The organism is Paenibacillus sp. JCM 9796 (genome assembly GCF_055379675.1).
This window is the reverse complement of sequence record NZ_AP043723.1, coordinates 883,447-899,482: the sequence shown is the minus strand read 5'-3', so window position 1 is coordinate 899,482 and position 16,036 is coordinate 883,447. Positions and strand designations below refer to the sequence as shown.

Annotated in this window: 6 protein-coding genes; all 6 read left to right on the top strand. The window is 49.1% G+C overall.

What is annotated here, in order from left to right:
• Position 1: 1 nt before the first annotated feature.
• Positions 2-5,899, top strand: a complete 5,898-nt coding sequence (locus tag ACZ439_RS04380; protein WP_464620667.1) for a GH92 family glycosyl hydrolase — start codon at positions 2-4, stop codon at positions 5,897-5,899.
• An 81-nt stretch (positions 5,900-5,980) separates the two neighbouring features.
• Positions 5,981-9,061: a GH92 family glycosyl hydrolase gene (locus tag ACZ439_RS04375; RefSeq protein ID WP_464620666.1), complete on the top strand. Its 3,081-nt coding sequence runs from the start codon at positions 5,981-5,983 to the stop codon at positions 9,059-9,061.
• A 102-nt stretch (positions 9,062-9,163) separates the two neighbouring features.
• On the top strand, positions 9,164-12,799 hold the full coding sequence (locus tag ACZ439_RS04370; protein ID WP_464620665.1) for an immunoglobulin-like domain-containing protein: 3,636 nt from the start codon (positions 9,164-9,166) through the stop codon (positions 12,797-12,799).
• A gap of 499 nt (positions 12,800-13,298) precedes the next feature.
• The gene (locus ACZ439_RS04365; RefSeq protein ID WP_464620664.1) at positions 13,299-13,685 is read left to right on the top strand and encodes a DUF6010 family protein; all 387 of its coding nucleotides are present in this window, start codon (positions 13,299-13,301) and stop codon (positions 13,683-13,685) included.
• Between the two features lie 96 nt (positions 13,686-13,781).
• Positions 13,782-14,474: a DUF2306 domain-containing protein gene (locus tag ACZ439_RS04360; protein WP_054796642.1), complete on the top strand. Its 693-nt coding sequence runs from the start codon at positions 13,782-13,784 to the stop codon at positions 14,472-14,474.
• Positions 14,475-14,927: 453 nt separating this feature from the next.
• The gene (locus tag ACZ439_RS04355) at positions 14,928-15,968 is read left to right on the top strand and encodes a LacI family DNA-binding transcriptional regulator (protein ID WP_141335586.1); all 1,041 of its coding nucleotides are present in this window, start codon (positions 14,928-14,930) and stop codon (positions 15,966-15,968) included.
• Positions 15,969-16,036: the final 68 nt, after the last annotated feature.

Genomic DNA, 16,036 nt, shown 5'->3' with positions numbered 1-16,036 from the left:
AATGGGTAACCGAAGAGCCGGGAAATTCCTGGCTGCAGCTATGAGCGTCGCTCTGCTGACGGGGGGGTTATACGACCCTTTGAATCAGCAGGCGTTTGCGGCTAATGAAGTAAGCGATTTTCTCTCATCCTTTGAAGCCGGTGATCCGCCAGTGACATGGCAAAACACCGTGGATACGGACCATGAGGGCAATCGTTTGACAGCCGGAATAGACGGTAACACCCCGTTTGCAGGCATTCCGGGGAGTGTCACGAACAAGGTCGTGGAAGTAACGGCAAGAGGAGAATATGCTTCATCCGGCGAAGTGGCAGCCAATCTGATTGATTCGAGCTCGAATTCAAAATGGCTGGATACGAGCTCGACCAGTTGGGTGAAATTCAAGCTTTCCGAACCGATTGCCATCGTGAGATATGCGCTGACCTCGGCGAACGATTCTCCGGGAAGGGATCCTAAAAACTGGCAATTTGAAGGTTCGAATGATGGCAGCACCTGGACTACTGTGGATACAAGAACAAATGAAACGTTCAGCAATCGTTTCCAGACTAAAGTATATGATTTCTCGAACGACACCCCGTACTTGTATTATCGGATTAACATCACGGCTAACAGCGGGGATTCTTACATCCAGCTGGCAGAGTTTCAGCTCTCCGACGGGATCGTACTGCCTCCACCGCCCCCGGCTGATATGAAATCGTTTATTTCGAATGGTCCTTCGGGTCTCTATGCCGCGAAATCTAATGCCGGTTGGAGCGGTTTGAAGGCCCTCACTTATTCCGGAATCCATTTGGCGGATGGAAGGGCGTATTCGTACAATAAACTTTATGATGTTGACATTACCGTGACACCGAATACCGAGCTTTCCTACTACATAGCTCCGGAGTTTACCGACATTGCTCAAATGGATTATTCCAGCACGTACGCTGCGGTTGATCTTGCTTTTTCCGACGGGACTTATCTTCATAGTCTAGGCGCGGTAGACCAGCACGGTGTTAAAGTGAATCCTCAGGATCAAGGGAATTCGAAAACACTCTATAACAATCAATGGAATTTCAAAACATCCCGAATCGGTGCCGTTGCGGCCGGAAAAACGATCAAGCGCATCCTGATTGCGTATGATAACCCGGCGGCTGTTCGAGGCACAGGATTCAAAGGGACGATTGACGATGTCAAAATCGAAGGGAATCCCGTTCCCCAAACCTACAACAGGCTTTCTGAATATGTCAACATCCTCAGAGGCACACAATCGAACGGCACATTCTCCAGGGGCAATAATATTCCGGCCGTTGCCGTACCGCACGGATTCAACTTCTGGATACCCAAAACAAATGCAGGTTCGGATTGGACTTATTACTACAATCAAAGCAATAACGCGAACAATCTCCCCACCATTCAGGCCTTTGCCTTAAGCCATGAGCCAAGTCCCTGGATGGGAGACCGCCAAACGTTTCATGTCATGCCGTCAGACACGGCGGGGACGCCAAGTATCAGCCGTACAACCCGGGCATTGCCTTTCCAGCATGCCAACGAGATTGCGAAGCCTTACTATTACGGCGTAACCTTTGAGAACGGCATCAAAACGGAGTTCACTCCTACGGATCATGCCGCCATTTTCAGATTTACGTTCACCGGCGATTCCTCCAACCTTATTTTTGATAACCAGAGCAACAACGGCAGTATTGCGCTTGATCCAGTCAACCAAACCATTTCGGGCTACACGGATCAACGAAGCGGCCTTTCCACCGGCGCGACGCGCATGTTCATCTACGCGGCATTCGATAAGCCGGTAACGGCCGGTACAAAGCTGACCGGAAGCGGAGGCGGCGGGTCGAATGTGCAGGCGTATTACAAATTCGATACCACGGCGGATAAAGTGGTTACAATGAAAATCGCCACATCCTTGATCAGTTTAGATCAGGCGAAGAAGAACCTGGAGTTGGAAATCGGTCCAAGCGATACGTTTGAAACGATCAAAGAGAAGGCTCAGACGCAGTGGGATCAGCTCCTGGGAATTATTCAAGTTGAAGGGGCGACAGAAGATCAGTTAGTCACTCTATACTCGAATATGTACCGTTTATACTTGTATCCAAACTCGACATTTGAAAATGTCGGCACTAACGAAGCACCGGTTTATAAGCATGCCGACCAGACACCGATTACAACCTGCACGACGAGTACGGCAACCCAGACCTGCGCTAGCATCGCAGACGGCAAAACTTATGCCAACAACGGCTTTTGGGATACGTACCGGACGACATGGCCGGCCTATGCTTTACTGACGCCGACCAAAGCCGGCGAAATGATTGACGGATTCGTCCAACATTACCGGGATGGCGGCTGGATTTCCAGATGGTCTTCACCGGGTTATGCCAACCTGATGGTAGGAACAAGCGCGAATGTCGCTTTTGCTGACGCTTACCTGAAAGGGATCACGAATTTTGACGTGCAAAGCTTTTACAAATCGGCGTTGAAAGACGCTGCCGTGACTCCGCCTAATGCCAATGTCGGCAGAAAAGGGATGGCCACATCTATTTTCGACGGCTATACAAACACCGGCACAGGTGAAGGCTTGTCATGGGCTATGGATGGATACATCAACGATTACGGCATTGCGAACTTGTCCCAAGCGCTAGCCGTGAAGAACGATCCGAGCGATCCATACAACGCTCATTACGGGGAAGATTACCAGTATTACATCAACAGAGCGCAAAATTATGTCAACATGTTTAATCCCAATGTGCAATTTTTCAACGGTAGAACCTCAAGCGGTGCTTGGCGCTCGACACCCGAGAACTTCAATCCGATTGATTGGGGTAACGATTATACGGAGACAAACGCCTGGAATATGGCATTCCATGTCCCTCAAGATGGGCAGGGGCTGGCCAATCTTTACGGCGGAAGAGAACAGCTGGCCGACAAGCTGGATCAATTCTTCAGCATACCGGAACCTGCTTCTACGGCCAATGCGGGCTCTTACGGAGGCGTGATTCACGAAATGAGAGAAGCCAAGGATGTGCGTATGGGACAATACGGACACAGCAATCAACCGTCCCATCATATCATTTACATGTATAATTACGCCGGCCAGCCTTGGAAAACGCAAGAAAAGGTTCGGGAAGCATTAAGCAGACTTTACATCGGCAGTGAAATCGGCCAAGGATATGCAGGCGATGAAGATAACGGCGAAATGTCCGCCTGGTATATCTTCGGCGCGTTGGGCTTCTATCCGCTCAAAATGGGAAGCCCGGAATATGCCATCGGGTCGCCGTTATTCAAGAAAGCGACGATCAACCTCGAGAACGGGAAGAAAGTCATCGTCAATGCTCCGAATAACAGCATGGAGAACAAGTACATCCAATCCTTCAGATTGAACGGCGAGGAGCATACGAAAACCTCCCTGCTGCATGCTGACATCGCAAACGGAGCAACGTTGGATTTCGATATGGGACCGGCACCATCCGCATGGGGCAGCGGTGAGAACGATGTACCTTCATCCATTACCGAAGGCCCGGCAGCTCCGGCTCCACTCAAAGATTCGACCGATAAGCTGATAACCCAAGGCGCAGCTAAAGCGACCGACAGCCAAAACAGCTCTGCAATAGGAAGCTTGTTCGACAATAACTCGAATACACGTGTAACCTTCAACAGCCAGACGCCATGGATCCAATTTCAGTTCCTCGGCGTGCAGAAGCAGGTGACGATGTATACGCTGACTTCGGGCAATACGGAAGGCGACGCGAAAAGCTGGGTTCTGAAAGGTTCCAATGACGGTCAACACTGGACGGTATTGGATCAAAGAAGCAACGAAGCGTTTGCGTGGCGCTTATATACCCGACCTTTCAGCGTTCAAAATCCTGGGAAATACGGATTCTACAAATTGGAGATTACCGAAAACAGCGGCACTGCCACGACTTCTTTGGCTGAAATCGAGCTCCTGGCAAATCCGCCGGCTTCCTTAAACGATGAAGCAGCGGTAGCAGAGACCATCCAAGGACTGGATTTGGGCGATACCCATGCGATTACCGGAAAACTAGCCTTACCGGGCGGCAATTTTGACTACGGAACGACGATCACCTGGGTAAGCTCGAATCCGTCGGTCATCAATCACGAGGGAAAAATCGTAAAACGTCCGGGTATCGGACAGCCAAATGCGCAGCTTACGCTGACCGCAACGGTGAAGAGAGGCAGCGCAAGCGGGACGAAGTCATTTACTGTCACGGTGCTTGCTTTAACCGCGGCTGACCTTGAATATGGTGAAGGTGTCGATTTTAAGACGGGCCTGGAGGCGGGCGACGTGATCCCGACTTGGGAAAACGACACCATCGAATCGAAAAACATCGGGGGATTCTGCTGCGGTCTCACCGGATTCGAGACGAAGGCCGGAGTAACCGGCCACAACAGCACCAATTCCATTTTGTATTCGGTCCAGGCAACAAGCGCGGAGGAGAACTACGCGTACAATAAAATGTTTGAAGCTCATTTCGATATTAAACCTTCTACGGTGTTGTCTTATTGGATCTATCCGGAAGGAAGCGGCGCGACCGTACTGCCGGAAAACACAAGAACGACAAGTCAATATGTATCCGTTGACCTTCAGTTCACGGACGGCACCTATTTGCGTAATTTGGGCGCCACCGATCAAAACGGTGTAGGTCTTCATCCAAATGCGCAGGGGAGCGGCGGAAAGCTGACAGCGGATCAGTGGAACCTTGTTACGTCCAATATCGGAGCGGTAGCGGCAGGGAAAACGGTTGATAAGATTCTCATCTCTTATAACGGGACCGGAAAAACCGGATACGCACGCGGCTTCTTCGATGATATCACCATCGAGCATGCGAAGAGTCAGCCTGGCGCGCTCTTAGCGGGTACAGACGCCGTTTCGCCCGGCGAGACTTTCGATCTGACCTATGGACTTGGCAGTGTGAGCCAAAGCGTATACGCCCAAGACGTGACCGTCACCTATGATCCGGAGAAGTTCGAGTGGATCTCCGGGGAATCCTTGATCGATAATGAATTTTTGATCGTGGATAAACAAGAAACGCCGGGTCAAATCCGGTTTATCGCGGTCCATGTCGGAACCAAGGCGTCGAATCCGAACGGCGCTCTGCTGACGCTTCGCTTCAAAGCCAAGACATCCGTACTTCCGGCAAACGGTACGATGAGGATAACCGGTCTGACCGTTGCTAACGGAGAAGGAATGGAAACCGAATTGACCGGCGCATCACATACGGTACAAATCAAGCATGTCGACAAAGCGGCGCTCAGCTCCTTGATCGTCGAAGCCCAGGCGGCGCATGATGCAGCCGTGGAAGGCACCAAATTCGGAGAGTATCCGGCAGGCTCGAAAGCGATACTGCAAACGGCGATGAACGCAGCCCAGGCTGTAGCCGCTGACGCGCAGGCCACACAGGAAGCGGTTGATCTGGCCCTGTCTCAGCTGCGAACAGCGCTGCAAACGTTCAAGAATTCGGTCATCAGCACGGTGGATAAAGCGGCGCTGAACGCTTCGATCAGCGAGGCCCAAGCGGCTCACGATGCAGCTGTGGAAGGCACAAGAACGGGCGAATATCCGGCAGGCACGAAAGCGATTCTGCAGGCTGCCATTCATGCCGCCAGCGAGATCGCGGGCGATGCAGCAGCCACCCAATCGCAAGTGGATCAAGCCGCGGCACAGCTGATTACGGCACTGCAAGTGTTCCGGGCATCCGTGAATACGCAGCTTCCGGAGGATCTGAACGGAGACGACAAATTCAGTGTCGGTGACCTGGGTATTATGGCGGCATTATACGGTAAAGCATCGGATGATCCCAATTGGAATTTGTATAAAAAAGCGGATCTGAACAACGATGGAAAAATCGATATTGAAGACCTTGCAGCATTAGCAAGAAAGATTTTGCAATAATTGCTCAGTTGGGGAGGGTGGCGTTTACGCCTTCCTCCCCAAGCTTTAGTCGCAAGGAGAAAAAATGTGGAGGTCAGCGGGATGAGCACAACGGCCATGAAGAAATCGATAAGTCAGCTGCTTTGTTTGATGTTGATGTGGGGAATGCTTTCTATTCCGCCGGCGTTCGTTCAGACTGCCGATGCTGCGGTGCCAAGCTTCTATTCGGGTTTTGAGAATAAAGATACTTGGAAACCGACTTGGGAGAATGAGGCGGAAGCCGGCAGCAATGTGATTCAACCGGAATCCAAAGTAAGCAGCGAGAAAAGCCAATCGGGTAAAGGGGCATTATTATTTTCCGGTAAAGCTGCGAGTACCGGCAGCTCTTACACCTACAATAAAGTGTTTGATGTGAACATTCCTGTAAAACCGAATACCACAATATCCTATTGGATATACCCGCAAAGCAAATCGGCCCCAGACGGCATGAGCATAAACCATGGGAAAAACAGCACGTTTGTCGCCGTTGATCTCGCCTTTGAAGACGGAACCTACTTGCACGGATCCCATGCAGTGGACCAGCATGGGATCCTCATGCATCCCGAACAGCAGGGCAAGGGCGGGCATTTAGGACTCGACACCTGGAACTTCATTTCATCTGATATCGGCGGCGTCGCGAATGGAAGAACGATTAAGCGGATTCTCGTTTCCTATGAACAAACGGGGAAAATCGGTACGTTCCGCAGCTTTATCGATGAAATTCAAATCAGGAACTCGGAATTCGACCCGACTCCCTATGCAGATCCGTTACTCGGATCGCAAAATAACAAGCTGGACATTGTCGGCTTCGGCGGCAACAGGGGCAATACGTTCCCGGGTGCGGTAGTGCCGTTCGGCATGATTCAGTGGAGTCCGGATACCGGCTACAACGACCTAGGCACCGGTAAAGCGCCTCTGGGCTCGGGATATGATTACGACCGCAAATCCATTGCCGGGTTCAGCTTGACACACATTGACGGACCCGGCTGCGACATCGCTCAGAACATCCCGTTTCTTCCGATTGTAGGTAACTTACGCAAGTCTCCTGCAACCCATTTTGAGGACTATTCCTCTCCTTTTCAACGTGAGAATGAAACAGCGGTTCCTGGTTATTACAGTGTTGTGTTGGATAAATACAACATAAAGACTGAATTTTCTGCAACGGAACGTACCAGTATCGGTAAATTTACCTACCCTTCCTCCACGCAATCCATGATGCTGATCAATACCGGTATTAATGGTACGGGCGTTAGAGATGCAACCGTGAATATTGAAACCAATGACAGGGTCGTAACCGGTTCTGTGAATGCCGGCGGCTTTTGCGGCAGCAAGGGAAGCGGAACCTTGGCGGAAAATACGAACAACTATACCGTTTACTTCGCCGCAGAGTTCAGTCAGCCCTTCACTGAAGTCGGCACCTATAAGGGCGCTCAAATTATGAAGGATCAGGTTTCTGAAAGATCGGATATTCCTAACAACCGTAAAGTAGGCGCTTTCGTCAAGTTTGATACGACCGACAATAAAGAAGTGTACGTGAAGGTTGGGATCTCTTATACCGATATCGAGCATGCCAAGCTGAATTTGAAAACCGAGAACCCGGGATGGAACTTTGAGGCTGTCAAGCAATCGGCTCAGGCAAAATGGAAAAAGGCGCTGAGTACGATTGAAGTATCGGGGGGAACGGAGAAGCATAAACGGATGTTCTACTCTTTCTTGTATCATTCGTTGATCCACCCCAATGTGTACAGCGATGTGAACGGCGATTACAGAGGCTTCGATCAAAAGATCTATAACACGGAAGGCAAATATACGCATTATTCGACCTTCTCCGGATGGGACGTCTACCGGACGCAGATGCAGCTGATCGCCGTTCTTTTCCCGGATATCGGAGCGGATATCGCACAGTCCTTTGTCGATGACGCCAAGAGCAGAAACGGATTTTTACCAAAATGGAGTATAGCTAATTCCGAAACGAATGTCATGAACGGCGATCCTGCATCGATTACGATCTCCAATATGTATGCATTCGGGGCCAGAAGCTTTAATTTGCAAGAAGCTTTGAAGGTCATGGACTACCATGCGTCGACTCCTTCAAGCCTGAACGGCCGGTTTAACCTGGCCGACTATCTGTCCCTGGGCTATATTCCGATCGAAAGAGGCGGATGGGTGACCGGTTATATCGTGGAATATAATAATGCGGACTTTGCCATCGCCCAGTTTGCCAAAGCGCTCGGCGATGAGGAAAAATACAATATCTATATGAACCGTTCGCAGAGCTGGATGCAATCGTTCAAAGACGGATACATTCAACCCCGGCTTGCCAACGGGAATTTTGAGGCCGGCTTCGATCCTGCAAGCGAGCACGGCTTCCAGGAAGCCAACTCCGCTCAGTATACCTGGGTGCTTCCTTTTAACTACAAAGGATTGTTTGAGAAAATGGGCGGCTTGGAAGCAGCCAGGGCTCGTCTCGATTTCTTCTTCCAAAAATTAAATGCCGGATCCAGAGAACCGCATTCGTTCTTGGGCAATCAGCCGAGTTACGGGATCCCGTGGGCTTACAACTTTGCCGGGCAGCCTTGGAAAACTCAAGAAATCGTGCGCAGGGGCATGGTTGAGCTGTTTCATGACGGTCCGTCAGGATTGATCGGCAATAATGATTTGGGTGCAGGTTCAGCATGGTATGTATTAACAGCTTTAGGATTGTATCCGTCCATTCCGGGTGTCGGCGGCTTTTCGCTGAATGCTCCGCTGTTCGATGAAGCGACCATCAAGCTGGGAGACTGTAAGCAGCTCAAGATTATCGGTAACGGTGCTTCGGAACAAGCGAAATATATCCATAGCCTAAAGCTGAACGGACATGATTATGACAGCACATGGCTGCCTTACGGGTTGATTGAGAACGGAGGCGTACTGGACTTTACACTGGGCACAACGCCTGATACAAGCTGGGCAACCCATCCGCCGGAGCCGTTAGCGCCGCCGTCCAACGGTTACCTCGGAGCGCAAACGGCCGGAAGGGGCCTTGATGTTCCGGCAGGGGAAATCCCGGTCTCCGATGGCACAAGGGTCCGGACAGGAACGGATCATGAAGGGGATTATCAGAAGTGGGCGGTGACCGGACCTTCTTGTGCACCTAACCTATAGTTTAATATCGCTTAATTGCGGGTGTTTAACGAGATCCCGGAGTAAAGCCTTTTTAGGGGTGAGCCCAGTCTGTTATTCATTGTACAAGGAGGTTCCAAGAGAATGAGCAAAAGGCTTTTGAGAATGTTGAATGTCATGTTCTGTACCGCTCTCCTGTCCATCCTGCTTCCGGCTCTGACGGTGCAGGCAGCTCCGGGCGATTTGATCAACGTCGCACTGGCCAACAACCTGAACGTTACCTTTAGCAGAGAAAACCCGCCAAGTGAAACAGCCGTGAAATTGTTTGATAACAGTTCGGGTACAAAGTGGTTAGCCGCACAGACGACGAATGTATGGGTTCAGCTCCAATTCAAATTTGGCGACACACAGGCGGTCCCCAAGTACGCCATGGTGTCAGCCAATGATGCGCCGACACGGGACCCTAGAAACTGGAGAGTCGAGGGCTCCAATGACGGATTGAATTGGGATGTGCTGGATGAGCGAAGCAATCAAACCTTCAGCGCCCGTTTCCAAACGAAGGAATATATGATTGCGGAAGATAAGGTGAAGGACTACGCCTATTACCGGTTATTTATTCTGAATAACAACGGGGAGTCTACCAATACGCAGTTAGCGGATTGGAAATTGTATGCCGTGGAGCTCGATGATGACGCTTCGGTTGATTCCGCGGTGGCGGCACTTCAGTTGGGAGATACGACAGCTTTGACCCAGGGCTTGGCGCTGCCTGTGAATTTCCGGAAAGGCACGTCGGTCACTTGGGTAAGCTCGAATCCTTCCGTGATGAATAACAACGGGAAAATAGTGAAGCGTCCGGAGCTCGGCCAGCCGAACGCGCAGCTGACGCTGACGGCAACGGTGAATAAAGGCGCCGCCGTCCAGACCAAGCCGTTTAACGTTACGGTGCTTGCGCTCAGCGCAGCCGATTTTCAATATGAAGCGGGTATCGATTTTGAATCCGGTTTCGAATCGGGCGATATCGCTCCCACCGATACGACCGGACCGGACAATACTTACCGGCTGCTGTCGATGACGCGAAATGTCGGACAGTTTTGCTGCTCGATCGGCGGAATGGAATCCAAAAAGGGCAACGGGGCTCATAACGGAGCGGGCGCCTTACAGTTTTCGGGAAGTGCTTTGAATAGGGATGAGTCTTATGCTTACAACCAGATATTCGATCATGAAATCGTAGTAAGACCGTCTACTACGCTGTCATATTGGCTCTTCCCGGAAAAAGAAACGGATGTTCTGCCGACTCTGGTGAGAACGACCAGCAAATATACAGCACTCGATATCCTCTTTACTGATGGCACCTATTTGCATGATTTGGGTGCGAAAGATCAACATGAGGTTACGCTTCATCCGAATGCCCAAGGCAATGGCGGTTTCGTGATCGAAGATCAATGGAATTTCATTTCTTCGAACATCGGCGCTGTTGCGAACGGGAAAATCATCGATAAAATCCTGTTCGGATTTGACTCCAGCGGCGCTGATACCGGGTATTTCCGTGGAACTGTCGATGATATCACGATCGAGCATGATTCAACAGCCGGGGAAGCAAATACTCAGTCCGTAAACGCTGCGAAAGCCGCGTTAAGTTTAGGCGATACCTCCGCGGTATCCGGCGACATGAATTTGCCCGCGGCAGGCGAGCTGCAAACGACAATCTCGTGGATGAGCTCGAATCCGCTTATGGTTAGCCATGCAGGCAAACTTGGAGCGAGGCCGATTCCGGGTGAGCCGAGTGCAGAGGTCATACTGACTGCGACGATCAGAAAAGGAGACTCGATTGCGGCGAAGACGTTTGCCGTTCATGTGCTGCCGATCACCCATGCAGATGCGGCAGCCCTCGCTGAAGCGGAGCTTCATCTGGGAGACACAAGCGCGGCAGCTGATGATCTGGCATTGCCTGCTGCTGGTAAATATGGCACAACGATCACATGGGCAAGTTCGCATCCGGCAATCATTGACGGCACGGGTGATGTGAACCGTCCGGCTGCGGGTCAACCGGACGCGATAGTCACATTGACGGCAACGATTATCAGCGGTGCAGAATCCCTAACCAAGCCGTTTACGGTGATTGTGGTTGCAGAGGGAGATAAAGGAGATGTAGCGGCAGACCGAGCGCAGCTTGATCTTGGTGAGATCAGTCAGGTGACAAGCAGCTTGTACTTGCCGGATTTCGGACAGCACGGTTCGAGGATAGCATGGGCAAGTTCAAATCCGGCTGTAATTAGTGTGACGGGGGATGTGTATCGTCCCGGCACAGGGCAGCTTGATGCTGCGGTGCAGCTGACAGCGTCGCTAACCAAGGGAGCCGAAAGCGATACGAAGTCGTTTACAGTGAACGTCAAAGCGAAAAGCGTGGATGAGGAAATGGTGTTATCGGCTGCGGAGGCTCTTGATTTGGGGAACACCCGAGCTGTTACGAATCATTTGTCATTGCCTATAAGCATTGCAGGTATGCCGAACGTTGTATTGACGTGGGCAAGCTCAGATCCGATGGTCGTTGATTTCCAGGGTCGGGTAGAGCGGCCATGCTTAGGTGAACCGAATGTAACGGTAGCGTTAACGGCGAAGATCAGCAGCGGCACTGCCAGCGTGACGAGAACCTTTAACGTGACGGTCATTGCTCTCGGAGAAAGCGAAGAGCCTCTTGGCGATGACGCGACATTAAGCGGAATCACGATAGACGGCAATCCGTTGTCCGGATTCGATAAGGACACGTTGAACTACACGGTCGAGCTTTCGGAAGACGCAGCTCAAGTACCGGTTGTCCGTGCGGCGGCTGCCGATTCGAATGCAGACGTTGAGATTACACCGGCGGCGAACCTTCCCGGCAATACGGTGATTGTAGTTACGGCAGAGGACCAAATGACGCAGCAAACGTATACCGTTCATTTTACTTTAGCGGGTGCACCCATTAAAGACACGGCGAAATTAGAAGGCGCAGCACGTGTTACAACGGGCGCTTCCTTCGACCTTACTTACGGCTTGAGCAGCGTGAGCCAAAGCGTCTATGCTCAGGATATAAGCTTCACGTATGATCCGGATAAGGTTGAGTTTATTTCTGTAGATTCTCTGCGGGACGATTTTGTGATTGCTGATCAAAAGCTGACATCAGGCCAAATCCGAATCCTGGCCGTAAGCATCGGAAGCGGACTTAACGCCGGCAGTGATTTGCTGCGGCTGCAGTGGAACGCCAAGCTTCTTGCTGAATCATCGGCCGCAACGATAACTATATCCAATCTGGTTATCTCTGACGGCGAGGGAACGGAAACGGAAGTTGAAGGGACTTCCCACCATATTCAAATTAACGCCGTAGACAAAGCGGCACTCCAAGCTTTGATCGCCGAGGCGCAAGAGGTTCATGACGCGGCCGTAGAAGGCACACAAAGCGGCCAATATCCGGCAGGCACGAAAGCTCTTTTGCAAACCGCTATACAGGCTGCGGGCCAGATCGCCGGCAGCCCGACAGCTACCCAAACGCAGGTGGATCAAGGCGCTGCACAGTTGAGTGCTGCACTGCAAGCGTTCCGGGCATCCGTCATTACCAGGCTTCCGGATGATTTGAACGGAGATGATAAATACAGTATCGGCGACTTGGGTATGATGGCTGCTTATTACGGCAAAACATCAGAAGACCCGAATTGGGATCTGTACAAAAAAGCAGATCTGGTTCAGGATGGAATCATCGACATTGCGGATCTTGCGGCATTGGCAAGAAAGATTCTCGGTTAGAGCGGCGGACCGGAAAACCTGAGGCATGGAGATTTCGTTCCATGCTTTTTTTGTATAATCCATTAGAGGTGCAGCGCATGGCCATTTTATTGGAATAGGTAAAGCTTTTAACAATGGTAAAGTCGAAATGACAATCCTCTGTTGAAAATCGTAAGGATCATTAGAGTTATCTTCGTTCGTTTAAAGATTCATCCAGGTTAATGACGGAACAATAAAAAGCATAATCAAAGAATTGGATGCTTTGAAAAATAACAAGATCACGCTATCCTCTATTCAAGAAGCTCCGGCTGATGGTTAGACCCCACCGGATGACGGTTTACTCCTGCTTTGCGTGCAGACCGCAAATTTTTGCGTCAACGTGTTCATTGTTTGCGCGTCGAACCGTCTTCCAATACGCTATGATGTGTTCAGGAGGGAAATGTGGTGCTAACAAGAAAAAGGAAATTTTTTAAAAACGTCTGACGGAAATACGACAATTTTAATGGAGGAGGCAGTTCATATGGAGAAACTGAAAATAACCGTTGGTGGCATACTCGCAGCATTACTTATTATTAGAATGTTCCATTTTTTTCTCTCTCCAGTATCTTATTCTTTGTTTGTGCTTTTTTTAGCATATACGGCTTGCGTATATTTCGGGGCTGCTTTATCTGATATGCGCTCTTCTGTCATTTCTATCGAGTTAATGGTGTCCCTGCTTATTTTCTCAGTGGCTTGTATAGGTTTATTACACTCTCCTGTTTGGGTAGCCGCAGGGTATATCTTGCATGGCATCTGGGACATGTTTCATCATCCCAGATTGATTAAGACAAAAATAATTAAATGGTTTCCTCCCGCTTGTGCCATAGTTGATTTCATCATTGCTACTTACATTCTAATCTTTTATTAGGCCGGGTAGCCGGATTAACTCGTTCACAGAAGGATTATTGGTTGGGGGTTCGCGATATGAAATGTTTAATACATCTTTGGAAAAGGAGTCTTGTTTGTGCAGTTACTCTTTGATATTGTTCGTTGGATACACATCTTGAGCGGGTTTCTAGCCCTTTGCGTATTTTGGATACCGATCGCGACCAAGAAAGGGGGACGCACACATAATCGGGCCGGTTGGGTGTATGTATGGGCAATGGTATGTGTATCCGTATCTGCGTTTCTCATGGGCGTATATCGTCTGACTTGGGATGCCGGTTCCGATCCGGACGCCATTCCATACTCTTGGTTCCTTCTTTTCATAGCTGTACTTAGCTCCTCGACAGCTTGGTATGGCGTGCGTGTGCTTCGCCATAAGCGGCGCAAGGAGACTCATCGTAAGCCAATTGACTTCATGTTCCCTGCTTTATTGTTCGGCTCCGGGATCGGTATTTCTTTTTATGGCTGGGCTATCGATTTTCAATTGCTGAAATATTTTCCATTTATCGGTATATTCTTGGGCGGAACACAAATATTGTATTGGGTAACTACCCCCAAGACGAAATCGCATTGGGCCGTGGAGCACATTGTAGGCATGTTGTCGTGTTGCATTGCCACTGTTACTGCTTTTACGGTATTTGGCGCTCCGCGATTGCTGCACATTGAAGCCGTAAGCCTGTTTGTATGGCTCTTACCTACAATTGTGCTTGTACCGCTAATCATAGGTTTCTCGAATACGTATAAGAGGAAGCTGGATGGTCGTAACATATAGTCATTCGAACCATAAGATTGCCTCGGGTGATATCGTCCTGAGGCAATCTTTTTTTATGGGCAGAGGTATACCGGTGTACAACGGCCGTGGTTGTTGCCAGGGCTATATAGTAGCGTGCAGGGAAACGATAAAGGAGGTTTTCAGCTAAACTGTGGAATCGTCCTCGAACACGCGTAACCCTGCCGCTACCCCGATGCAACGGGTTGCAAACCTTCTGGTGCTTGTAAATGTGGGCTTCACCCAGCATCCGCATCAAGGTAACCGCAGGAAATGCGCTCCGCCCAGAGCGGGTTGTATAGATTCATGATTCTTGTTTTAAGGTTTAAAAACAGCTCCGTCACAGAAAAAAATAAATAATCTGATTATTTTATCCTTTACATAAAATATGGAATTATATATAATAATTTCATCAACGCAAGCGTATGCATTATAAAGTGAAGGATGTAGGGGAGTATGCCGATTACAACAAAGGATATTGCGCGAATTGCAAACGTAAGTCAATCTACAGTATCACGTTGCTTAAATAATAGTCCTACAATTTCAGAGGAAACCAAGAAGAGAGTACTGCAAATCGCCCAACAAAACGGCTTTCAATTCAATGCTAACGCAAGAAGTTTGAGTACTAACAAAACGCACACGATAGGCGTCATTTTTCCGAGAATTTTGCTTGACTACGGGTTTGATATTAATTTCAAATCCTGGCAAGATGAGTTGATGGAAAATCTGGAACGTCTAAACCTAGACGTCATCGTATCCTTATTTGAGAATAGATTTACGAAGCAAAATAATATTAAAAAGCTAATTACGGGAAGAAAAGTTGATGGGCTCATTATTTTGCAACCGGAGTTAGATCGTGACACCGTAGCTTTTTTGGAGAAAATGAATGTCCCTTATGTTTTTTGCAAGTATTTGCCTGATATTTACAAAACCGAGGAAGTGGATTTTGTTTATGTGAATCAATTTAAAGGAGGGTATTTGGCTTCCGAACATCTGTTGAATCTAGGACATAAAAATATTTTGTGTATTTCCGCAAATGTTGGAGGCGATGAGTTTAGATTAAGAACGGAAGGTTTTAAATCGGCTTTCACCGATCATGGTCTTGAGTTTGATGATAAGATGTTGTTTTTTGGAGATACAACTTTTAAGTCGGGTTATCAGGTTATTAAGGAAAACGAAGGAGTATTAAAAGAAATTACGGCTATCTTTGCTCAAAATGACTTGATGGCGTTAGGCGTAATCTCAGCATTGAAGGATCGGGGAATTGATGTGCCGAACGATATTGCGGTGGTCGGTTACGATAATATCGAGATCTGTGAATTTTTCAAACCACATTTAACCACAATCCATCAACCTACTAAAGAGCTTGCGGAGTTAACTTGTGATCGATTAGTAGCGCTGTTAAACTCCAAGAAGTCAAACGTAAAACAAAAAACAGTAATTGAACCTAAATTAGTCATTAGAGAATCATGTGGCAGTCAAATAAGCCGAACATAACATCCTACTTCTTGTTATTTAAAATCAGGTGTAATCTTTTAATTTTTTTGAATATAATGCAACCGTAT